The sequence below is a fragment of the Burkholderia singularis genome (assembly GCF_001718875.1).
GTDB lineage: Bacteria > Pseudomonadota > Gammaproteobacteria > Burkholderiales > Burkholderiaceae > Burkholderia > Burkholderia singularis.
Genome location: NZ_CP013448.1, coordinates 3,261,129 through 3,283,468 on the forward strand (window position 1 = coordinate 3,261,129; position 22,340 = coordinate 3,283,468).

The window sequence follows — 22,340 nt, forward strand, 5'->3', positions numbered from 1 at the left end:
GTGCGCCGGCGAACCCTCGCCTGGACACTCAGAACACAATGGAGACGGTTTCGCCGCAACCCGGAACGAGCCGCCGGAACATGCGCTCCGGCATACGGCACCGCACGCAGCAGACAAGCTGCTTGTGTCCGGCAGACCAAGCATGAACCTTGCCCGCCGGGCTTGAGAAAACCCTGAAATTATAGCGCAGTGCGTCATCGCGCGTCGTCTCAAACGCATGCGCGAAGCCGGTGCGCCGCGGCTCGTCAAAGCAGGCAAAATCATTTATGCTGCATCGAGTTACCACAACGACGGCGGCGCCGTCCGGCGCGTGCTGCCGCCGGGTGAGTCCGCCGTATTTCGTTTCATGACCGCCAAAACCATTCGTCACTACCTGCAGTTCAAGGATTTCTCGCTGGAAGACTACGAGTACGTGCTCGAGCGCACCGGCATCCTGAAACGCAAGTTCAAGAACTACGAGACCTATCACCCGTTGCACGACCGCACGCTCGCGATGATCTTCGAGAAAAGCTCGACGCGCACGCGCCTGTCGTTCGAAGCCGGCATCTTTCAGTTGGGCGGCCACGCCGTGTTCATGAGCACGCGCGACACGCAGCTCGGCCGCGGCGAGCCCGTCGAGGATTCCGCGCAGGTGATCTCGCGAATGGTCGACATCATCATGATCCGCACGTTCGAGCAGGACATCATTCAGCGTTTCGCGGAAAACTCGCGGGTGCCGGTGATCAATGGCCTGACGAACGAATACCATCCGTGCCAAGTGCTCGCCGATATCTTCACGTATTACGAGCATCGCGGCCCGATTCGCGGCAAGACGGTCGCGTGGGTGGGCGACGCGAACAACATGCTGTACACGTGGATTCAAGCCGCGCAGATCCTCGGCTTCAAGCTGCGCCTGTCGACGCCGCCCGGCTATGCGCTCGACCCCAAGCTCGTCGACGCGCAAAGCGCACCGTTCTACGAAGTCTTCGACGACCCGAACGAAGCGTGCAAGGGCGCCGATCTCGTGACGACCGACGTGTGGACCAGCATGGGTTTCGAAGCGGAGAACGACGCACGCAAGCAGGCGTTCGCCGATTGGTGCGTCGACGACGAAATGATGTCGCACGCGCATTCCGACGCGCTTTTCATGCACTGCCTGCCCGCGCATCGCGGCGAAGAAGTAACGGCGTCGGTAATCGACGGCCCGCAGAGCGTGGTCTGGGACGAAGCGGAAAACCGGCTTCATGTGCAGAAAGCGTTGATGGAATTCCTGCTGCTTGGGCGCTTGAAGCACTGACGCACGGCGCGCGCGCCGGCAAGCCGCGCGCTTGCGCGAAGCCGCCGGTCGATGCGATGAGACGGGCGATGAAGCGGCGCCCGTAGAAACGCGCCGCGCATGCGCTACGCGGCAGCTTCGGCTCACGCAGATCAAAACATACGTCCGCCGCACCGGACATTCCGGAATACTCCAGCAAAACGCATCGCGACATCCGGCGCCGGCGGTTTCTATCGACCGCCCGCCCGCGACACGCCCCGCTGCCCGCCGTTTATAGACACACCGGCTCCGCTTCAAGCTCGACGCCGAAGCGCTCGCGCACGTCGCGCTGGATCGCGCGCGCCAGCGCGAGCACGTCGGCGCCCGATGCGCCGCCGCGATTGACGAGCACGAGCGCCTGCCTGTCATGCACGGCCGCCGCGCCGAGCGCGCGCCCTTTCCAACCGCAACGGTCGATCAACCAGCCGGCCGCGAGCTTCACGCGGCCATCCGGCTGCGGATACGACACGACCTCAGGCTCCCGCGCGCGCAGTTCGGCAAACCGCTGCGCGTCGATCACCGGATTCTTGAAAAAACTTCCCGCATTGCCGAGCACAAGCGGATCGGGCAGCTTCGCGCGACGGATGGCGACGACCGCGTCGAATACGTCGCGCGGCGTCACGCGATCGTCGTCGATGCCGCGCGCCGCAAGCTCGCGCGCGACGTCCGCGTAACCGAGCCGCGGCGTCCACACCTTCGGCAGCCGGAACGTAACCGACACGATCGCGAAGCGGCCGCGCCCTTCCCGTTTGAAAAAGCTGTCGCGATAGCCGAACGCGCAACGCCGCGCATCGAATTCGACCGTCTCGCCCGTCGCAAGCTCGATCGCACGCAGCGATTCGAAATGCGCGCTCATCTCGATTCCATACGCGCCGATATTCTGGATCGGCGCAGCGCCGACCGTGCCCGGAATCAACGCGAGATTCTCCAAACCCGGCATGCCCTCGGCAAGCGTCCAGTCGACGAACGCATGCCAATTCTCGCCGCCGCCCGCGTCGACATACCACGCCGCTTCGTCGTCCCGCACGCGCGCGCGGCCGCGAATCTCGTTGAGCAGCACGAGCCCGTCGAAGAAATCGCCCGAAAACACCACGTTGCTGCCGCCGCCGAGCACCAGCGTCGGCAGCCCCGCGACGCGCGGATCGTGCGCAAGCGACGCGAACTGCTCGGGCGAGCCGATCCGCGCCGCGACGCGCGCGCGCACGTCGAAGCCGAATGTGTTGTGCGCGTGCAATGGATAGTCGGGAATCAGTTGAACGAGGGAATCGGAGCGAGACATCGGCATTCGGAGTTGCGCCGGCGCGGAAAACCAGCCCGCGGCCTTGGGCAAATGTAGGGGCGCCGGTAAAATGGCGGCTAGTCAGCCATTATAGCGAGTGAGCGCACGCGCAATCGCGCGCCGCCGTTCTCTACAGTTCACCTCTTACACGAGACCGGAGCGGGCGCTAACGCGCCTACGCCGGTCGACACAGGAGAATGCCATGCCATCGTTCGACGTCGTTTCCGAAGCGAACATGATCGAAGTAAAAAACGCCATCGAACAATCGAACAAGGAAATTTCCACGCGCTTCGATTTCAAGGGCTCCGACGCACGCGTCGAGCAAAAAGAGCGCGAACTCACGCTGTTCGCCGACGACGATTTCAAGCTCGGCCAGGTCAAGGACGTGCTGATCGGCAAGATGGCAAAGCGCAACGTCGACGTGCGCTTTCTCGACTACGGCAAAATCGAGAAGATCGGCGGCGACAAAGTCAAACAAGTCGTGACGATCAAGAAAGGCGTGTCGGGCGATCTGGCGAAAAAGGTCGTGCGTATCGTCAAGGACAGCAAAATCAAGGTGCAGGCAAGCATTCAGGGCGACGCGGTGCGCGTGGCCGGCGCGAAGCGCGACGATCTGCAAAGCGTGATCGCGCTGCTGCGCAAGGAAGTCACCGATACGCCACTCGACTTCAATAACTTCCGCGACTGACGCCGCATCACGCCGCGCCGCTGAATAGCCGAATGGCGGGCTCGGCGGCGGCATGCGTCTGCCATCGAAACCCGCGGCAGTGGCCGAGCCGGCTGCGCGGCGGCTCATCGCCGCATCATGCGCATTCCGCGCCGACGCGGCACCGCTCAATCCCTCAGACGCGTTGTTGGCGACGGCGACGCATCAGTCCCGGCAACGCGCGGCAGGATACGCCGCCACGGCCCCGCATCTTGCCCCGCACCGCTTCGCCCCAGCCGCCCGGCCCCGCTCGACGACACAAAACGGCCTGAACCCGCGCGAATCACGCCTCCTTCTTCTTTTGCCCGATTCGGCTTTCCTCGCCCGCGAGGAGCTTCGAAATGTTGGTGCGATGCCGCCAAATCAGCAGTGCGCTCATCGCAACCACTGCCCACATGACCGGATTGCCGCGCGTGCCGAACAAAAACGCGTCGAAAAGCGGCGCGAATACGGCTGCGACGAGCGCCGCGAGCGACGAGTAGCGGAAGAAAAACGCGACGATGAGCCAGGTCAGCGCGGTCGCAAGACCCAGCACCGGATGCACGGCAAGCAGCACGCCCGCTGCCGTCGCGACGCCCTTGCCGCCCTGAAAGCGAAAGAACACCGGGTACAGGTGACCGAGGAACACGCCGAGCGCGGCAAGCGCGACACCGATCTCACCGCCCATGCCCAAGCGCTTGACGAGCCAGACCGCGAGCCAGCCCTTGAACGCGTCGCCCACGAGCGTAAGGATCGCCGCCGTCTTGTTGCCGCTGCGCAGCACGTTGGTCGCGCCGGGATTCTTCGAGCCATACGAGCGGGGATCGGCGAGCCCCATCGCGGCGCTGACGACAACGGCAAACGACACCGATCCAATCAGATAAGCGGCGACGGTAGCGAGCAGGATCTGCATGCGAAGGACTCTTGTTTCAAATAACGATGGATGGACAGGCAGCGCAAGCAACAAGGCCGCGGCGGCGCTCATTCTACCGAAGCGCAGCGCCGTGCCATGCGGGTGAAACCCTAGGCCGGCATATGCCGGCCGACAAGCTAGTCGACGCTCGCGCATTGCACGGGCCGCGCGTCGAGAAGCGTGGTCAGCACGCCGGGCGCGATGCTCACCAGATAGCCGCGCCGCCCGCCGTTCAGATAGATCGACGGCAGTTCGAGGATCGTCGATTCGACGTAGACGGGCATCGCCCGCTTCGTGCCGAACGGCGACGTGCCGCCGACAAGATAGCCGGAATGACGATTCGCGACCTCGGGCTTGCATGGCTCGACACGTTTCGCGCCAATCTGCCGCGCCAGGTTTTTCGTCGACACCTTGCAATCGCCGTGCATCAGCACGATCAACGGCTTGGCATGCTCGTCTTCCATCACCAGGGTCTTGATGACCTGATGTTCGTCACAACCGAGCTGCCGCGCCGATTCGGACGTGCCGCCATGTTCGACGTAATCGTAGGGATGCTCGCCGAATGCGATGCCGTGACGGCGCAGGAACTGCGTGGCGGGCGTTTCGGAGACGTGTCTGGATTTACTCATCCGCGCATTTTAATTGCATCGGCGTTGACGGACCATTGTCCGAATGGCAGATTGCGCGCCGCAAGCGGCGATGGCACGATGCCCCACAGAGAGCCCTGACGGCGCGCCTGCCGCTTCGCTCGCGCCAACCCGCCGGAGAAATCATGACAGCGAACCCGCCTCCTCGAGCGCAATGGGATATCGACACATTGATCGCGTCGCTGCCGTCGCGCATCGCGGCACTTCCCGAACGGATCGCAACGCACACCCCGGATCACGTTGCGCTGATCGAGGACGCGCGCCGCTTCACCTACGCACAACTCGCGCGCGCGGTCGATACCGCTGCCGCCCGGTTGCGCGATCTCGGCGTACAGCCTGGCGACCGGGTGATGATTGCCGCCGAGAACAGCATCGCGCAAGTCGTGCTGCTGTTCGCCGCCACCAAACTCGACGCGTGGGCGCTGGTCGCGAACGCGCGGCTTTCGCCGCTCGAATTCGATGCGATCGCCACGCATGCGAAGCCGCGCGTCATCGCGTTCGCGACCAGCACGTCGCCCGATGCGCTTGCGCATGCCGAGCGGCGCGGCGCACTGCCGGCCCAGCCGTTCGAGCCCGATATCGGCGCGTGGTCGTATGCGCTCGATCCGTCGGCGCAAGCGGAGCCGGCCGACGCAGACAGCGCGCGCCAGTGCGCGGCGCTCATCTATACGACGGGCACGACGGGCGCACCCAAGGGCGTGATGCTGTCGCACCGCAATCTGCTGTTCGTCGCGGCGGTATCCAGCACGCAGCGGCGCGTCGCCCCCGCCGATGTCGTCTACGCAGCGCTGCCGATCTCGCACTCGTATGGACTCGCGTCGGTCTGCCTCGGCAGCCTCTACGCAGGCGCGACGCTGCGGCTCGTGCCGCGTTTCTCGCCGCAGGCATTGCGCCGCGCGCTCGTCGACGAACGCGTATCGATTTTCCAAGGCGTCCCCGCGATGCACGCAAAATTGCTCGAACATCTGCATACGCATGGCCACGCATGGCATGCGCCGCATTTGCGCTTCGTCTATTCGGGCGGCTCGCCGCTCGACGCCGATCTGAAGGCACGGGTCGAGAGCGTGTATGGATTGCCGCTGCATAACGGCTACGGCATGACCGAAAGCAGCCCGACTGTCGCGCAGACGTCGATCGACGCGCCACGCGCCGATTGCTCGGTCGGCGCGCCGATTCCAGGCATCGGCGTGCGGTTTTGCTCGGCGCAAGGCGTCGATGTCGCGCCGGGCGAAGTCGGCGAACTCTGGGTGCGGGGGCCGAACGTGATGCTCGGCTACTATCGCGACCCGCAGCGCACACGCGCGACCGTGACGGCCGACGGCTGGCTGAAAACCGGCGATCTCGCGCGCGCGGAGCCCGACGGATCGCTGACGATCGTCGGCCGCAGCAAGGAACTCATCATCCGCTCCGGTTTCAACGTCTACCCGCCCGAAGTCGAGCAGGCGCTGAACGCGCATCCGGACGTCGTGCAATCGGCGGTCGTCGGGCACGCAGTCGAAGGCAACGAGGAAGTCATCGCATTCGTCGAACTCGCGCCCAATGCCGCGGCGACCGAAGACGAGCTGAAAAACTGGTGCGCAGCGCGGCTCGCGCCCTACAAACGGCCCGCGCGGATACGCACGCTCGCCGCGCTGCCCGCCGCGTCGACCGGCAAGGTGCTCAAACATAAGTTGCGGGAATTGCTTTGACGGGGCCGTTTGCCTCGGCATGGCAATGCATCGCAACGCCCCGGAGCCGCGCATCGCGCGCAGCGCGGCGTCAGCCGCGTGGATGGTGCGTCGCGTGCAGCGTCCTCAAGCGCTCACGCGCGACATGCGTGTAGATTTGCGTCGTCGAGATGTCGCTATGGCCGAGCAGCAATTGCACGACCCGCAGATCCGCACCGTGATTCAACAAGTGCGTCGCAAACGCGTGCCGCAGCGTGTGCGGCGACAAGTGCGCGCGAATGTCGGCCTGCTGCGCATGGCGCTTGATGATGTTCCAGAACTGCTGGCGCGTCATCCCATCGCCGCGCGCAGTGACGAAGAGCGCGTCGGCGGCGCGCGCGCCGAGCAGCGCCGGCCGGGCATCGCGCAAATAGCGCTCGATCCACCCATGCGCAACCTCGCCGAACGGCACGAGCCGCTCTTTCGAGCCCTTGCCCGTCACCCGCACGACGCCCTCGTTCATCCCGATCTCGACGGTCTTCAGCGTGACGAGTTCGCTCACCCGCAATCCACTCGCGTACATCAGCTCGAGCATCGTCCGATCGCGCAGCCCAAGCGGCGTCTCGACGTCGGGCGCGCCGAGAAGCGCTTCCACCTGAGCTTCCGACAATGTCGACGGAAACCGCGCCGGCTGCTTTGCCGATGCGATCCTGAGCGTCGGATCGGCGGCTGCCCGATGCTCGCGCACCGCCCAGCCGTAATAGCGTCGAAACACCGACAACCGCCGGTTCGACGACGTCGCCTTGCCGTCGCTGCGCGCGGCGATATAGCCGGTCACCATCGCCTCGTCCGCGCGATCGACGCTCGCCTCGTGCCGCACGGCAAGCCACTGCGCCAGCAGTTGCAGATCGCGCCGGTATGCGTCGAGCGTGTTGCGCGACAGCCCGTGCTCCAGCCACATCGCATCACAAAAAAGGTCAATCGATGCGCGGCTTTCCAACCACGCGGGCGACGCATTCGCCTCGCCCGGCGCAGAGTCGAGTACGTCGCCACCCGGCGCGACGTCACGATCGGCCGCGGCGCCCGCCGGATTATCCGCGGCAGCGCGAACTGCGCGCGCCATCAGTACCGCACTCCCTCGTGAGCAAGCAGCCAACGCTTGATCTGGAGGAAATAGCCGTCGTCGTGATTCGCGAAGCCGCCGATTCCGCTTGATGCGACGACCCGATGACACGGAATCACCAACGGAAAGTAATTCGAGCCGCACGCCTGACCGACCGCCCGCGGCGCGCTGCCGATCTGCTTGGCAAGCTGTCCGTAGGTGAGCACGATGCCCGGCGGAATCGCGCTGATCGCATCCCAAACGCGATGTTGGAACGGCGTGCCGACTTGAGCGAGCGGCAAGTCGAAACGCGCGGACGCGCGCTCGAAATAGCGCTCGATCTGGCGCACTGCCCGCTTTGCGGGCGCCGTATCCGGTGCGGCGTTCTTCATCGACTCTGGCAGATAGACAATCTCGCGCACGACCGACGCGTCGGTGCGGATACCGACCTTGCCGAACGGTGCATCGATTACCGCGTTGAACATCGTTGACTCCTTGTCGCCGCAAGCAAGTGCGCGACACTTACTCTGATCCCATGCCACGGTTGGCTGCAGCCCGCGCTGTAGCGCGTACTCCCCGTGGCGATCGACCGGCGCGGGCGCTTCGACGCTCACCCCGGTCCCCAGCTTCCCTCTCCGGCCCGGCCGCCCGGCCGATCGAAATCGGCATTCAGCACCCGCACCGATCCTCCGCCAAGCGTGGCAACCCCAGCCAAACCTCGGCCGGCCGCCCGCATCGAGAATCACCTTGCCACTTTACGCCCCCTTCACGCCGCGCGCAGCGCCCATTCGACATGCTCGCGCACGAGCGCAGAAGCATCGCCGGCGCGCGCGCGCAGCGCGTCGACAATCGCCGCCCGCGCCGCCGGCTCGAGGCGCGCCGGCGGCGCGCGCAGCGCGTTGCCGAGGCCGACCGCGAGGTTGCGCAACCAACGCTCGTGGCCGATCCGGCGAATCGCGCTACCCTGCATCCGCTCGTCGAACTGCTCGGCGCTCCAGCCGAACAGTTCGACGAGCGATGCGCGGTCAAGTCCATGCCGAACATCGAAGTCGGCCACTGCGGACGCCTGCGCGAACTTGTTCCACGGGCACACGAGCTGGCAATCGTCGCAGCCGTACACGCGGTTGCCGATCAGCGGCCGCAGCGGCTCGGGAATGCTGCCGCGCAATTCGATCGTCAGATACGAGATGCAGCGCCGCGCATCGACGCGGTACGGCTCGACGATCGCCCCCGTCGGACACGCGTCGATACAGCGCGTGCAGCTGCCGCAATGCGCGCCGGGCGTCTCGGGCGCGGTGGACGGCGACGTCTGCTCATCAGTCGGCAGCGGCAGGTCGACATAAATCTCGCCGAGAAAGAAAAACGAGCCCGCATCGCGTTGCAGCAGCAGCGTATGCTTGCCGCGCCAGCCGATGCCGGCCTTCTGCGCGAGTTCGACTTCGAGCACCGGCGCGGAATCGGTGAACACGCGGTGGCCGAACGCGCCAATCTCGGCCTCGATGCGCTCGGCGAGCGTCTGCAGGCGCGCGCGCAATACCTTGTGATAGTCGCGGCCACGCGCGTAAATCGATACGACGGCGGCTTGCGGGTCCGCGAGACGCGCCGCTTCGCGCGCGCGCCAGCCGCCGCGATAAGCAACCGGCGCGTGCGTCGCGCCGGGACCATCGGACGCGGCGTCGGCGGCGCGGGCGGCGCTCGGCGCCCCCGCCGTATCCGAGACGCCGCACGCGCGCGAGCCGTTGACCCCCCCGCTGCCGTCGGACGCCCGTGCGGCAAGCGCTGCGCCGCTGGCCGGCCGATTTCGCGCGCGCACGAGCGCCGAGTCTGAGACAGGCACGCCACTGGCCGGCGAATCGGCCCGCCGCGCCGCGCCCGCACCGCTCGCCCCATCCGGCGCGGGCACGCCATCCTGCCCGCTCGCCCGCTGCGCCGCCGGCCAATCGGCGCCGTCCACCGTCGCGGCGGGCAAATAGGCGAGCCGCGCGGAGATCACGCGTCGCGTACCGGCCACAAGTTCAGCCGGCCGGGCGCGTTTCATCCCATGTTTGGCCATATAATCCATCTCGCCGTGGCATCCGGCTTCCAGCCAGGCGGCGAGCCCCGCTTCGGCATCCGAGAGATCGGTATTGCTGATGCCGATCGCCCCGAAACCCAATTCGCGCCCCCACGCCTTGATGCGCGACGCAAGCTCGGCGAGCCCGGGATTGTCAAGGCGAGACGGCGCCGTGCGCCCGTCATGCGGCGGGTGCGTATCTGCGACTGCGAGTTCCGGAATTCGGTCCATCGCTCTATTTTACGAGATGCCCGAAACGTCCAGCCACGTGTCCGTCACGACCGCCCTGCCCGCTGCGCTCAACGAGCGCACGTTCGCGCTCGCCGACGAAGCGGCAACGATCGCGTTCGGCGAACGTGTCGCCCGCGCGCTCGACGCGACCTATGCGCAACGCTGCGCCGAGCACACGTTCGACGGCCTGCAAATCCAGCTCGACGGCGATCTCGGCGCGGGCAAGACGACGCTCGTGCGCGCGATGCTGCGTGCGCTGGGCTACACAGGCCGCGTGAAAAGCCCGACCTACACGCTCGTCGAACCCTATGCGCTCGCGCGCGCTGCCGGGGAACTCGAGGTGTATCACTTCGATCTGTACCGATTTAGCGATCCGGCCGAATGGGCCGACGCGGGTTTTCGCGAGTACTTCAATTCCGGCGCGATCTGCATCGTCGAATGGCCGCAGCGGGCTGGCGCGCTGCTCGGCGTGCCGGATCTCGTGTTCTCGCTTGACGTGGACGGCGCGGGCCGTGTCCTCGTCGCTCGCGCGTACAGCGCATCAGGAAACGCATGTCTCGAAAGATGTTGATCAAACCGTTCCGCTCGATCGAATCGGCGGCCACCGCGAACCACAACTGGCGGCGCAGGCAAATTCTGCGCGCGGGCGCGTCGACGCTCGTGCTCGGGCTCGCGATGCCGCGCATCGCGCATGCGACGTCGGTGCTCGGCGTGCGCGTCTGGCCCGCGCGCGACTACACGCGCGTGACGATCGAATCCGATCAGCCGCTGCAGAACGCGCAGCAGTTGCTGCAAGGCCCGGACCGGCTCGTCGTCGACCTGAACGGCCTCGAACTCGATCAGGCGCTGCGCGATCTGGTGTCGAAGATCACGCCGAACGATCCGCAGATCCAGTCGGTGCGGGTCGGCCAGTACCAGCCGCATGTCGTGCGGATGGTGTTCGACCTGAAAGGCTCGGTGAAACCGCAGGTGTTTACGCTGCCGCCCGTCGGCACTTATCGCTACCGGCTCGTGTTCGATCTGTATCCGGCCGTCGCGCCCGATCCGCTCGCCGATCTGATCATGCAGACCGAACGCAAGGAGCAGCAGCTCAACGACACGCTGCGCGCGCAGGAAGCGCAGCCGCCGAGCGCCACGCTCAACGGCCCGTCGGCGCCGCCGGTCGCGGGCGGCACCGACAACAGCGACGCCTTCTTCCAACGCTTCGCGCAGAACAACACCCCGTCGTCGCCCGCGCATCCCGCGCGCCGGGCGCCGAGCGCGCCGGCCAATCCGGGGGGCGCGCAAACCACGCCGCCCGCCACGGCGGCGCGGCCCGCGCCCAAGCCGTCGGCGCCGCCCGTCATCGCCCGCAAGAACGACGATGACGACGACACCTACGCATTCACCGCGCCCAAATCGGGCCGCGGCGCAACCGTGCGCCTGCTGACCGTCGCGATCGATCCGGGTCACGGCGGCGAGGACCCGGGCGCGATCGGCGGCGGCGGCACCTACGAGAAGCACATCGCACTCGATATCGCCAAGAAGCTGCGTGCGAAGATCGACGGCGCGCCGAACATGCGCGCGATGATGACCCGCGACGCCGATTTCTTCGTTCCGCTGAACGTGCGCGTGCAAAAGGCGCGCCGCGTCGGCGCGGACCTGTTCGTGTCGATCCACGCGGATGCGTTCACCACGCCGTCGGCGCGCGGCTCGTCGGTTTTCGCGCTGTCCGATCATGGCGCGTCGAGCGCCGCCGCGCGCTGGCTCGCGAACAAGGAGAATTCGTCGGACCTGATCGGCGGCATCAATATCAAGACACAGGACGTATCGGTAAGCCGCGCGCTGTTCGATATGTCGACGACCGCGCAGATCCGCGATTCGCTGCGCTACGGCAACTACGTGCTGAAGGAAGTCGGCAACATCAACAAGCTGCACAAGGGCTCGGTCGAGCAAGCCGGGTTCGCGGTGCTGAAAGCACCCGACATTCCGTCGATCCTCGTCGAAACCGCGTTCATCAGCAATCCGGACGAGGAGCGCCGGCTCAACGACGACGCGTACCGCGACCAGATGGCCGACGCGATCTTCCGTGGAATCAAGCGCTATTTCGCGGCGAATCCGCCGCTCGCGAAGAACCGGATGGCCTGACACACGTCCGAGCGGCGCGCCGTGGTGCGATCCGGCGCGGCACGGCTCGTCGTTCGGAGCGATCTCGGATGGCTTGCGGCAGTGCCGGCGTATTCACCCCGGCCTGCCGCGCGCGGCCCGGCACCCGGCGGGACACAGCGGACGCCCGCAGCCGATCGCCCCGCGCCGGCGGTCACGACGCGCCCACCGGACGCCGCACGAGCCGGGCTCCGAACACGTTCACCGCCAGCCCCGCCATCACCAACGCCGCACCGACGAGCTGCGCGCGCGACAGGTGCTCGCCAAGCAGCAGCGACGACGACGCAAGGCCGACGATCGGCACCAGCAGCGAGAACGGCGCGACCTGCCCGGCCGGATAGCGCGACAGCAGCCGGCTCCAGATACCGTAGCCAAACAGCGTCGCGACGAACGCGAGATAGGCGATCGCGAAGATCGACAGCCCCGACAGCGACGTCATCGCCGCCGCCATCCGCTGCGGCCCCTCGAACAGATACGACAGCACGGCAAACGGCACCGGCGGCAACAGGCTCGCCCAGACGACGAGCGGCACGAGATCGACCTTGCCCATCTTTTTCATCACGATGTTGCCGAGCGCCCAGCACGCCGACGCGGCGATCGTCAGCAGGAAACCCGCGAGCGTCATCCCCTGGCCGCCTTGCGCGGCGATCACGACCAGACCGGCGGCGGCGATCGCCAGGCCGGCGAGATTTTGCGCGCGCACGCGCTCGCCCAGAAACAGTGACGCGAAGCCGAGCGTGAAAAACGCCTGCGCCTGGAGGACGAGCGACGCGATCCCGGCCGGCATGCCGACCGACATCCCGAAAAACAGAAACACGAACTGTCCGAGCAGAATCGTCGAGCCGTAAAGCGCCAGCAGATGCCATGCAATCCGCGGGCGGCGCACGAGGAATACGGCAGGCACCGCGGCGAATACGAAGCGCAATGCGCCGAGCAGCATCGGCGGCACGCCGTGCAGGCCGACCTTGATCACGACGAAGTTCACGCCCCACGCGACAATCACCAGCAGCGCGAGCAATAGATCCTTCGGTGACATCGGCATGACGCGTTCTCCTGGATGCGTATTGGATTGGTATCGCCGCCGGCTTCGGCGCGAAGCCGATCAGTGTAGCGAGATTCCGCGCACGGCGCTGCCGGCGCGCGCGGCAAACTGCGATGGCGGCAGGCATCGCGCCGCCGCAACAGCCACTACAATGGGAGCCCCATCGCCTTCATCCGGACGCTGACATGACCGATTCGATCCAGACCATTCTGAAGCCGCACGTTCGCGACCTCGGCGGCGGTGTGTCCGTGCGCCGCACGCTGCCCGCGCTGTCGCCGCGCTTCGTCGGACCGTTCGTGTTCTTCGATCACCTCGGGCCGATCACGTTCGCGCCCGGCGAAGGTCAGGACGTGCGCCCCCATCCGCATATCGGCCTCGCAACCGTCACCTATCTGTTCGACGGCGCGATCATGCATCGCGACAGCGTCGGCTCGGTGCAAAAAATCGTGCCGGGCGACGTCAACTGGATGACGGCGGGCCGCGGCATCGTCCATTCCGAGCGCACGCCGGACGCGGAGCGCGCGAGCGGCCAGACCGTCCATTGCATCCAGACGTGGGTGGCGCTGCCGCGCGAATACGAGACGATCGAGCCGTCGTTCGAGCACCACCCCGCCGCGACCCTGCCGAAGCTCACGCGCGACGGCGTCGTGCTCACGGTGATCGCGGGCGATGCGTTCGGCCTGCGCTCGCCCGTCACGACCTATTCGCGCACGCTGTACGCCGCGGCTGAATTCGAGCCCGGCGGCGCATTCGCACTCGACGCCGAGCACGACGAGCGCGCCGTCTATCTGGCCGAGGGCGACTTGGCCATCGACGGCCAGCCGCTGCCCGCCGCGCACATGGCAGTCCTCACGCCGGGCGCGCGCGTCACGCTCGCGAGCACGCAAGGCGCGCGCGTGATGGTGCTCGGCGGCGACAAACTCGACGGCGAGCGCTTTCTCGACTGGAATTTCGTCGCGAGTTCCCGCGACGCGATCGAACAGGCAAAAAGCGCGTGGGCGGCCCAGCAGATGGGCAGCGTCCCCGGTGAAACCGAGTGGATTGCGCTGCCGGAGCGCCGCGCGCATTGAAAAACCGCAGCGCATCCGCACTATGCGGATATCAACGTAAATGAGGACGTCATGAACACCACGCTCGCCACTTTCGAACAAGACGTCATCGACGCATCGCTTGCCGCACCCGTGCTGGTCGATTTCTGGGCGCCCTGGTGCGGCCCGTGCAAGACGCTCGGCCCGCTGCTCGAGAAGCTCGAGCGCGACTACGAAGGGCGCTGGAAGCTCGTCAAGGTCAACGTCGACGAGAATCCCGAACTTGCATCGCACTTTCAAACGCGCAGCATTCCGCACGTGATCGCGTTCGCGGACGGCCAGCCCGTCGACCAATTCGTCGGCGTGCTGCCCGAAGGGCAGTTGCGCGCGTTCATCGATCGACTCTTGCCCGCGCCCGAGGAGGCCGAGCGCCGCGCCGCGCAGGCCGCGTTCGCCGAAGGACGGCCCGACGACGCGCGCTCGCATCTCGAACACGCGCTCGCGCTGAACCCCGGCTACGACGAAGCGCGGCTCGATCTCGTCGAGCTGCTGCTCGCGCAGAACCGGATCGACGACGCGCGCGCCGAAGCCGACCGGCTGTCGCAGCAAACCAAAAATGGAGCGGACCCGCGCTATCAGGCGATCAAGACGCGCTTCGACGCGCTCGACGCCACCGCCGATCTGCCGCCCACCGACGCGCTCGAAGCACGGATCGCCAGCCATCCGGACGATCTCGAAGCGCGCTTCGATCTCGCGCAAAGCCTGATTGCCCGGCGCGCCTACGAAGGCGCGCTCGAACAGCTTCTCGAGATCGTCAAGCGCGATCGCACGTTCGGCGACGACGTCGGCCGTAAAACGATGATTTCGGTGTTTGAGCTGGCGGCCGACCAGCCTGCGCTCGTGTCCACATGGCGGCGCAAGCTGAGCACGGCACTCCATTGAAATCGCGCGGGCCGATCGCGGCGACGCGATCGGCAACGGCAGACCACCGCCGATAACGGCGAGCGGCACACATACGCATCGGCCGCGCGTACGTGCGCGTTACCCTTGCGCGTTCGCCGCAAGCGCGCGCAGCGCATGCGCGGCCGCCGCGAAGCCGAAACTCGCCGTCACGCATACACTGGAGCCGAATCCCGCGCAATTGAGCCCCGCTGCCCCCATCGCGCCCGCCGGCGCGGCTAAATCGCCTGCGCCGCACGCAGCCGCTTGCGGATAAATCAACGGCTCGTCCGAATAAACGGCGCTCACCTTGAATTTCGCTTTCGGCCCGCGCGGAAAGCCATGCTGCTTGCGCAATTGCGCGCGCACCTTCGACAGCAGCGGGTCCTGAATGGTCTGCGCGAGATCGTCGATGCGTATGCGGGTCGGATCGAGCTGGCCGCCTGCACCACCCACCGTAACGAGCGGCTGCGCGTGCGCGACGCACCACGCGATCAGCGCGACCTTGGTGCGCACGCTGTCGATCGCGTCGATCACGAAATCGAAGCCGGCGCCCAGCATCGCATCGAGCGTGTCGGGCTCGACGAAGTCCTCGATCTTGACGACCTTGCACGCCGGATCGATCAGCGCGATGCGCTCGGCCATCGCATCGACTTTCGGCTTGCCGTAATTGCCGTCGAGCGCGTGGATCTGCCGGTTCGTATTGCTTTCGGCGACATTATCGAGATCGATGAGGGTCAATTCCCCGATCGCGCTGCGCGCGAGCGCCTCGGCCGCCCATGAGCCGACGCCGCCGATGCCGATCACGGCAACGCGCGAGCGTTCGAACGCGGCGAGCACGCTTGCGCCATAGAGCCGAGCGAGCCCGCCGAAGCGCCGCGCACGATCCACGTCAAGCTGTTGCGGCGCGCGCAGAGTAAGATCATCGGACGTCGCGATGGCGTCGGTACGAGGCATAAGGAAAAGACGGAAAAGGCGACAAGTCCGCTATTTTGCCTGATCGCCGAGCAGCAAACACGCGCGTATCCGACGCCGCGCAGAATTTTTCCACCTTCGCTATACTGGCCCCGATTGAGCGTTCGCACACCGATGACGACCCTAGCCGATCTCCGCATCAATTACTCCCGCGCGTCGCTTGGCGAAGCCGACGTCAACCCGAATCCCTTCGCCCAGTTCGACGCCTGGTTCAACGACGCCCTCAACGCCCAGCTGCCCGAGCCGAACACGATGACGCTCGCGACCGTCGACGCGTCGGGGCGGCCGTCGGCACGTATCGTGCTAATCAAGGGCGTCGACGAGCGCGGCTTCGTTTTCTTCACCAATTACGAAAGCCGTAAGGGCCGCGAAATCGCGCAGAACCCGAATGCGGCGCTGCTTTTCTATTGGATCGAGCTCGAACGGCAAGTCCGCGTCGAAGGCCGCATCGAAAAGACCAGCGCGGAGGAAAGCGACCGTTACTTCGCGTCGCGGCCGCTCGGCTCGCGCATCGGCGCGTGGGCGTCCGAGCAGAGCGCGGTGATCGCGAGCCGCGACGTGCTCGAGGCGCGCGAGCGCGAAATCCGCGCGCGCTTCGGCGACGAGCCGCCGCGCCCGCCGCACTGGGGCGGCTACCGGGTCGTGCCGTCGTCGATCGAATTCTGGCAAGGCCGTCCGTCGCGGCTTCACGACCGTCTGTTATATACGCGCGATGCCGCGTCGGCGAGCGGCTGGACGATTTCCCGCCTGTCGCCGTAAGTTCAGCCGCGCTCTTCGCGCCGCATCACGCACGGCCTGCGGCGCGGCGCGCTTTGCAGGGCGGCGGGGGCCGTCCGGTCGAAAATTTGGCTGTCTGTATTTCGTTTCAACGAACAACGGAGAATCCAAATGTTCTGGGAAAAGAAACTGGCACAATGGGCGGACGACGTCAGGGCGAAGGCGAACTTGCCGGCGCGCCTCGTTCTCTGGAACGGCCAGCAGCTCGATTTCGGCACATTCTCGGCGCCGCGGGTAACACTCAAGGTCAATCACGCGTCGGCGCTGCCGCTGCTGCTCGACCCGAGCCTCGACAATCTCGGCGAAGCCTACGTGAAGGGCAAGATCGACATCGAGGGCAAGCTCGCCGACATCATCAACATCGGCTATTCGCTCGCGCGCAGCACCGTGACGAACGCAAGCAAGCTCGCGCGCATGAAGCGCTACTTCAGCCACTCGAAGCAGTCGGATCAGAAGGCGATCCAGTATCACTACGACGTATCGAACGATTTCTACAAGCTGTGGCTCGACGAGAACATGGTCTACTCGTGCGCGTACTTCGAGAACGGCGACGAGGATCTGGGCACCGCGCAAATCAAGAAGATCGACCACATCCTGACGAAAATCCAGCTTCAGCCCGGTCAGCGTCTGCTCGATATCGGCTGTGGCTGGGGCGCGCTCGTGCTGCGCGCGGCAAGCAAGTTCGGCGCGCGCTGCGTCGGCGTCACGCTGTCGCAGAACCAGTTCGATCTCGCGACCGAGCGCGTGAAAGCCGCCGGCCTAGGCGACCGGATCGAAATCCGGCTGCAAGACTACCGCGATATCGATGGCCAGTTCGATCGAATCACGAGCGTCGGGATGTTCGAGCACGTCGGCCGAAAGAACCTGCCGCTCTACTTTTCGCGCGTGCGCGAGCTGCTCGTCGAGGACGGCATCGCGATGAACCACGGCATCACGTCGACCGACGCCGATAGCGGCGAAACCGCGCTCGGCGGCGGCGAATTCATCGACCGCTACGTGTTTCCAGACGGCGAACTGCCGCACATCAGCCTCGCGCTCGACGCCGCACAGCGCGGCGGGCTCGAGGCGGTTGACGTCGAAAGCCTGCGCCGGCACTATGCGCGCACGCTCGAAATCTGGACAGAGAACTTCGAAGCCAAAGCCGACGAAGCGAGAAAGCTCGTCGACGACGAAAAATTCCGGATCTGGCGCGTCTATCTGGCCGGCTGTGCGTATGCGTTCGAGCACGACGACGTGTCGATCTTCCAGATCGTGTGCCGCCGGGCCGGGCGCAGCGCGAAAACGCTGCCGTGGTCGCGCCGCTATATGTACGAACACGCGCTGCCGCGCTGAGCAGCGTCTTTTTGCCATGACGGATGGGTGACGACAGCACGCGGCGCGCGCCGCGAGAGCCGCGACAGGAAAACGACGCGCAACGCGATCAGTTCGATTTGTTCGGAAACGCGTTGCCGCCCGCTGCCGGCAGCAAGCCGCCGCGTAAGGCGAGCGACAGTTCGAATGCCGGAGGCTCGTCCGATACGTCGAGCCCATCCAGCGCTGCGGCCGCGCACGGCGCCCACGCGGCAGATGATCATGCCACGCCCACGCTGCCGGGCTTCGACGCCCCGCCGCCGCCCGACGCCCCACCGAAGAAGCGCGCTCACCGGCATGGCCGGCGCGGCGTCGCGCCCGCCGAGATTTCCGACGATGTCGCGGCCGCCGCGCAAGCGCTGCCGCCGCTCGTGCGGCTCGGCACGTCGTCGTGGTATTTCCCCGGCTGGAAAGACATCGTCTACGGCGACGACTACGCGCAATCGAAGCTGTCGCGCGAAGGGCTCGAAGCCTACGCGGCGCACCCGCTGCTCAAGAGCGTCAGCCTCGACCGCTCGTTCTACGCGCCGCTCAGTGTCGCCGATTACCTGCGCTACGCGCAGCAGGTGCCGGACGATTTCCGCTTCGTCGTGAAAGCGCCCGCGTCGGTCACCGATGCGCTCGTGCGCGGTGCGCGCGGCGAGCCGGCCGGCCCGAATCCCACGTTCCTGAACGCGCAGATCGCCACCGACGAATTCGTCCGGCCCTGTCTGGAAGGGCTCGGCCACAAGGCGGGCGCGCTCGTGTTCCAGTTTTCGCCGATGCCGGATACCCTGCTTGCCGATCCGGCCGCGCTGATCGAGCGGCTTGCCGCGTTCCTCGCCGCGCTGCCGCCGCTACCCGGGGGCTCAGGCAACGCCGGCGGCCCGCGCTACGCGGTCGAGATCCGCGACGCCAGCCTGCTCACGCCCCGCTTTATCCGTGCGCTGTCGGCCGCTGGCGTGCGCTACTGCGTCGGGCTGCATGCCAGGATGCCCGACCCGCTGCGTCAATCGGCAGCGCTTGCGTTGCTCGACGGCGAGCCGTCCGGGCCGCTCCTCGTTCGCTGGAGCTTGCACGGCGGCTTCAAGTACGAACAGGCAAAGGCAAAATACGAGCCGTTCGACCGGCTCGTCGACGAAGATCCGCACACGCGCTCGGCCCTCGCTGAACTCGCCGCGCGTTATGCGCTCGCCGGGCAGCCGGTGATCATCACGATCAACAACAAGGCGGAAGGATCGGCGCCGCTGTCGTGCATCGCGCTCGCGAAGGAGATTGCGGCTGCCTACGCGCGCTCGCAGGGCGAGGCGGCGTAGCGCGAGCGCGGCGCGTCTGAACGGCGCAAACGGTAACAAACCTGCGCAGCGCGCATCGTGCTCAATGCGGCGGCGCCAGATGCAATGAATATGCAGCCGAGCGGCTCATGCGATCGATTCCGCGCATACGCGATGCCCGCCGGGCCGACGCCCGTGCCGCTCGGGCCGAATCCCGCGCAACCCGCATCGCTCGATAGCCGTCCCGATGGGACGGCCGGCGCGTGCCCACCCGCCGCCGCAACCGAGCCCGCCAACCGCAAGCCGGCCGCGCCCCGCATCACGCACCGCGCGACTTCAGCCGATGCGCGAACTTCTGCCGGAACTTCGCGAGCTTCGGCCCGATTACGACCGCGCAATAGCCCTGCGCCGGATTGCGCGCATAGTAATTCTGGTGATACGTCTCGGCCGGCCAGTAATTGCCGTCGAGCGGCTCGACACGCGTGACGATCGGCGCGTCGTACAGCGGGTCGCGCTCAAGCGCGCGGATCACGTCGAGCGCGGTTTCGCGCTGTGCGTCCGAGTGCGTGAAGATCACCGACCGGTATTGCGTGCCGACGTCGTTGCCCTGCCGGTCGAGTTGCGTCGGATCGTGCGTCGCGAAGAAGATTTCGAGAATCTCGCGATAGCCGATCCGGGCCGGATCGAACGTGACATTGACGACCTCGGCATGACCCGTCTCGCCGTCGCACACATCGCGATAGCCGGGATTGCGCGTATGGCCGCCCGCATAGCCCGATTCGACCGCCACCACGCCGTCGACATCGAGAAACACCGCCTCGGTACACCAAAAACATCCGCCGCCCAGCGTGGCGACTTCGTGCATTGCCTGATTCATACCGGTATCCTTTCGTTCATTACCCATTTCGCATGCGGTATTTAGCGCGCCTAATGCGGCGCAGGCCGCTCAGTCAAACGTCATGCCCGTCGCAGCACAGCGCGATTCCGCTAAAATCGTCACACTCTGACCGATTCCCTCATGACCTTTCTTTTCTCTACCCGCCATCCGGCACGCGCCGCCACAGTCGCCCGGTGCCGCGCGTCGTCCAAGGCTATCGCGCGATGAAACAAGCCAGCCCGCCGAATTTCGATTCCGCCGCGTTCCGCCAGGCGCTCGGCCAGTTCGCGACAGGCGTCACCGTCGTCACCACCCGTGCGCCGTCCGGCCAGTTGATTGGCATTACCGCGAGTTCGTTCAACTCGGTGTCGCTCGATCCGCCGCTCGTGCTGTGGAGCCTCGCGCACAAGGCGGCGTCGGCGTCCGTGTTCCGCGCGAACAGCCATTATGTCGTGAACGTGCTGGCCGCGTCGCAGCTCGATTTGTGCATGCGCTTCGCGACCGTCAAGGGCGATCGCTTCGAAGGCGTGTCGCACGCGGCGGGCGACACGGGCATGCCGGTGCTCGACGGCGCGCTCGCGTGGTTCGAGTGCCACAACCGCAGCCGCTACGACGAGGGCGATCACGTGATCTTCGTCGGTGAGGTCGAGCGGTGCGGCTTCCAAGGCGACGGCGCGCCGCTCGTGTTCCACGGCGGCGGCTTCCATCGCCTCACACAGCTTTGATCGGTCCGGTGCGCGCAAGCGCGACGGGTGGCCCCGCCTCGTCCTTCAGCGTTTGCAGCACGATGTTCGAGCGAATGTCCATCACGCCGGGCGCCTTGTAGAGCTGATTGAGCACGAAATCCGAATAGTGCTTGAGATTATGCGCAAGTACGCGCAACAGATAATGTGACTCGCCCGTCACGACGAACGCGCCCACTACCTCCGGCCATTCGCGCAGCGCTTGCGCGAAGCGCTCGTGCCATTGCGCCTCGTCATTGCGCATCGACACCTGTACGAACGCCTCCAGCTCGAACCCGAGCTTCTCGCGGCTCAAGCACGCGCGATAGCGTTCGATCACCCCCTGCTCTTCGAGAAGCCGCATCCGCCGCAGACAAGCGGACGGCGACAGGGAAATACGTTCCGCAAGATCGAGGTTGCTGATCCGGCCTTCTTGCTGCAGGACGGCGAGAATACGGCAATCTGTAGCGTCCAGCGTGATCGCATGCACTTTTGGTCTCCGTTTCGAATCTATTTCGAATTATCTGCCAAATTGGTGGATTGTCCATGCTTATTTCGCAACCATCTGCGGCCGGCGTTTGCCTATCATCTCGGTACATGCCCGGCCGCCGCGCGCACCCGCGCACGCCGCCGCCCGCCCAGCGAAATCCCCCGCTGATTCAGCAGCAAACGCGATGAGCGCAGGGCGAATCGACTTATTCGTCTGATTTCAGCATTCGACTCGCTTCGATCTCACATGGCCGACCTCTGGGACATCTCCCCATCAATCCACCCCGCTACCCCCGTTTGGCCGGGCGATACGCCCGTTCGCGTCGAGCGGGTCTGGCGCATCGAAGCGGGATCGCCCGTCAATGTCGCGCGGCTCACGCTATCGCCGCACACGGGCGCGCACGCGGATGCGCCGCTGCACTACGACGCGCACGGCGCGTCGATCGGCGCAGTGCCGCTCGACGCGTATCTCGGCCATTGCCGCGTGATCGATTGCATCGGTGCGCATCCCGCGGTCATGCCCGGCGATGTCGCCGCGGCGCTCGCCGGCGCCCCGCCGCCGCGCGTATTGCTGCGCACATACCGGCAGGCGCCGCTGCATGCGTGGGATAGCGCGTTCTGCTCGGTCGCGCCGGCGACCATCGATCTGCTCGCCGAACGGGGCGTGCGCCTCATCGGCATCGACACGCCGTCGCTCGATCCGCAGGAGTCGAAGACGATGGACGCGCACTGCCGCGTTCGCGCGCACCGGATGGCGATTCTCGAAGGACTCGTGCTCGATGCCGTCGCGGCAGGCGACTACGAACTGATCGCATTGCCGCTCAAGCTCGACGGGCTCGACGCGAGCCCCGTGCGCGCGGTGTTGCGCGCGCTGCCCGGCGCGCGCTGACGCG

Annotated in this window: 23 protein-coding genes; 12 read left to right on the forward strand and 11 right to left on the reverse strand. The window is 66.3% G+C overall.

The features are described 5' to 3' along the window. Positions 1-28: 28 nt before the first annotated feature. Positions 29-370 carry a hypothetical protein gene (locus AQ611_RS24815; RefSeq protein ID WP_125910546.1) on the reverse strand — a complete coding sequence of 114 codons (342 nt, stop codon included), beginning with the start codon at positions 368-370 and terminating at the stop codon, positions 29-31. On the opposite strand from AQ611_RS24815, the gene argF reads away from it, so the two are divergent. Further along, positions 347-1,276: an ornithine carbamoyltransferase gene (gene argF, locus AQ611_RS14435; protein WP_059520605.1), complete on the forward strand. Its 930-nt coding sequence runs from the start codon at positions 347-349 to the stop codon at positions 1,274-1,276. The two genes, AQ611_RS24815 and argF, sit on opposite strands and share 24 nt — an antisense overlap. 250 nt (positions 1,277-1,526) lie before the next feature. Here the strand turns inward: argF and murB are convergent, their stop codons facing one another. After that, the gene (gene murB / locus AQ611_RS14440; protein ID WP_069235318.1) at positions 1,527-2,579 is read right to left on the reverse strand and encodes a UDP-N-acetylmuramate dehydrogenase; all 1,053 of its coding nucleotides are present in this window, start codon (positions 2,577-2,579) and stop codon (positions 1,527-1,529) included. 196 nt (positions 2,580-2,775) lie between these two features. On the opposite strand from murB, the gene AQ611_RS14445 reads away from it, so the two are divergent. Further along, a complete protein-coding gene (locus AQ611_RS14445; protein ID WP_059520500.1) occupies positions 2,776-3,261 on the forward strand; it encodes a YajQ family cyclic di-GMP-binding protein in 486 nt (161 codons plus the stop codon). Positions 3,262-3,562: 301 nt separating this feature from the next. On the opposite strand, the gene plsY is transcribed toward AQ611_RS14445, so the two are convergent. Next, positions 3,563-4,171, reverse strand: a complete 609-nt coding sequence (gene plsY / locus AQ611_RS14450; RefSeq protein ID WP_059520501.1) for a glycerol-3-phosphate 1-O-acyltransferase PlsY — start codon at positions 4,169-4,171, stop codon at positions 3,563-3,565. 137 nt (positions 4,172-4,308) lie between these two features. After that, positions 4,309-4,800, reverse strand: coding sequence for a Cys-tRNA(Pro) deacylase (ybaK, locus tag AQ611_RS14455; protein WP_059520502.1), 492 nt, complete (start codon positions 4,798-4,800; stop codon positions 4,309-4,311). Between the two features lie 143 nt (positions 4,801-4,943). Between ybaK and AQ611_RS14460 the strand changes: the two genes are divergently transcribed. Continuing rightward, entirely contained in the window at positions 4,944-6,506 is a 1,563-nt protein-coding gene (locus tag AQ611_RS14460) for a class I adenylate-forming enzyme family protein (protein WP_069234902.1), read from the forward strand. 70 nt (positions 6,507-6,576) lie between these two features. Here the strand turns inward: AQ611_RS14460 and xerD are convergent, their stop codons facing one another. The 3 genes from xerD to queG form a co-directional block, all read right to left on the reverse strand. Beyond that, the gene (xerD, locus tag AQ611_RS14465) at positions 6,577-7,587 is read right to left on the reverse strand and encodes a site-specific tyrosine recombinase XerD (protein ID WP_069234903.1); all 1,011 of its coding nucleotides are present in this window, start codon (positions 7,585-7,587) and stop codon (positions 6,577-6,579) included. Continuing rightward, positions 7,587-8,051: a methylated-DNA--[protein]-cysteine S-methyltransferase gene (locus AQ611_RS14470; protein ID WP_059569479.1), complete on the reverse strand. Its 465-nt coding sequence runs from the start codon at positions 8,049-8,051 to the stop codon at positions 7,587-7,589. Before AQ611_RS14470 ends, xerD begins: the two co-directional genes overlap by 1 nt. Positions 8,052-8,332: 281 nt before the next feature. After that, positions 8,333-9,850, reverse strand: a complete 1,518-nt coding sequence (gene queG, locus AQ611_RS26365) for a tRNA epoxyqueuosine(34) reductase QueG (protein ID WP_231935861.1) — start codon at positions 9,848-9,850, stop codon at positions 8,333-8,335. Positions 9,851-9,866: 16 nt separating this feature from the next. On the opposite strand from queG, the gene tsaE reads away from it, so the two are divergent. Further along, positions 9,867-10,421, forward strand: a complete 555-nt coding sequence (gene tsaE / locus AQ611_RS14480) for a tRNA (adenosine(37)-N6)-threonylcarbamoyltransferase complex ATPase subunit type 1 TsaE (RefSeq protein ID WP_059520506.1) — start codon at positions 9,867-9,869, stop codon at positions 10,419-10,421. Then, on the forward strand, positions 10,403-11,977 hold the full coding sequence (locus AQ611_RS14485) for an N-acetylmuramoyl-L-alanine amidase (protein WP_069234904.1): 1,575 nt from the start codon (positions 10,403-10,405) through the stop codon (positions 11,975-11,977). Before tsaE ends, AQ611_RS14485 begins: the two co-directional genes overlap by 19 nt. A 172-nt stretch (positions 11,978-12,149) precedes the next feature. On the opposite strand, the gene AQ611_RS14490 is transcribed toward AQ611_RS14485, so the two are convergent. Next, on the reverse strand, positions 12,150-13,031 hold the full coding sequence (locus tag AQ611_RS14490) for an EamA family transporter (protein WP_069235319.1): 882 nt from the start codon (positions 13,029-13,031) through the stop codon (positions 12,150-12,152). 191 nt (positions 13,032-13,222) lie between these two features. Here AQ611_RS14490 and AQ611_RS14495 point away from each other — a divergent pair, with 191 nt between their 5' ends. Further along, on the forward strand, positions 13,223-14,107 hold the full coding sequence (locus AQ611_RS14495; protein WP_069234905.1) for a pirin family protein: 885 nt from the start codon (positions 13,223-13,225) through the stop codon (positions 14,105-14,107). 51 nt (positions 14,108-14,158) lie between these two features. Beyond that, positions 14,159-15,007, forward strand: a complete 849-nt coding sequence (gene trxA / locus AQ611_RS14500; RefSeq protein ID WP_059520509.1) for a thioredoxin — start codon at positions 14,159-14,161, stop codon at positions 15,005-15,007. 99 nt (positions 15,008-15,106) lie between these two features. Here the strand turns inward: trxA and tcdA are convergent, their stop codons facing one another. Beyond that, positions 15,107-15,961, reverse strand: coding sequence for a tRNA cyclic N6-threonylcarbamoyladenosine(37) synthase TcdA (tcdA, locus tag AQ611_RS14505; RefSeq protein ID WP_069234906.1), 855 nt, complete (start codon positions 15,959-15,961; stop codon positions 15,107-15,109). A gap of 132 nt (positions 15,962-16,093) precedes the next feature. Between tcdA and pdxH the strand changes: the two genes are divergently transcribed. The 3 genes from pdxH (at position 16,094) to AQ611_RS14520 (ending at position 19,401) form a co-directional block, all read left to right on the forward strand. After that, positions 16,094-16,738 (forward strand): pyridoxamine 5'-phosphate oxidase, encoded by a 645-nt coding sequence (gene pdxH, locus AQ611_RS14510; RefSeq protein ID WP_059520511.1) that lies wholly within the window; start codon positions 16,094-16,096, stop codon positions 16,736-16,738. Positions 16,739-16,867: 129 nt separating this feature from the next. After that, positions 16,868-18,088: an SAM-dependent methyltransferase gene (locus tag AQ611_RS14515; protein WP_069234907.1), complete on the forward strand. Its 1,221-nt coding sequence runs from the start codon at positions 16,868-16,870 to the stop codon at positions 18,086-18,088. A 23-nt stretch (positions 18,089-18,111) separates the two neighbouring features. Next, positions 18,112-19,401 carry a DUF72 domain-containing protein gene (locus AQ611_RS14520; RefSeq protein WP_069234908.1) on the forward strand — a complete coding sequence of 430 codons (1,290 nt, stop codon included), beginning with the start codon at positions 18,112-18,114 and terminating at the stop codon, positions 19,399-19,401. Positions 19,402-19,678: 277 nt separating this feature from the next. Here the strand turns inward: AQ611_RS14520 and msrA are convergent, their stop codons facing one another. Continuing rightward, positions 19,679-20,236 (reverse strand): peptide-methionine (S)-S-oxide reductase MsrA, encoded by a 558-nt coding sequence (msrA, locus tag AQ611_RS14530; RefSeq protein ID WP_069234910.1) that lies wholly within the window; start codon positions 20,234-20,236, stop codon positions 19,679-19,681. A gap of 224 nt (positions 20,237-20,460) precedes the next feature. Here msrA and AQ611_RS14535 point away from each other — a divergent pair, with 224 nt between their 5' ends. Continuing rightward, positions 20,461-20,961: a flavin reductase family protein gene (locus AQ611_RS14535; RefSeq protein ID WP_059520609.1), complete on the forward strand. Its 501-nt coding sequence runs from the start codon at positions 20,461-20,463 to the stop codon at positions 20,959-20,961. Here AQ611_RS14535 and AQ611_RS14540 read toward each other — a convergent pair. Continuing rightward, positions 20,948-21,448: an Lrp/AsnC family transcriptional regulator gene (locus AQ611_RS14540; RefSeq protein ID WP_059520515.1), complete on the reverse strand. Its 501-nt coding sequence runs from the start codon at positions 21,446-21,448 to the stop codon at positions 20,948-20,950. The two genes, AQ611_RS14535 and AQ611_RS14540, sit on opposite strands and share 14 nt — an antisense overlap. A 246-nt stretch (positions 21,449-21,694) precedes the next feature. Between AQ611_RS14540 and kynB the strand changes: the two genes are divergently transcribed. Then, a complete protein-coding gene (kynB, locus tag AQ611_RS14545; RefSeq protein ID WP_069234911.1) occupies positions 21,695-22,336 on the forward strand; it encodes an arylformamidase in 642 nt (213 codons plus the stop codon). Positions 22,337-22,340 lie beyond the last annotated feature (4 nt).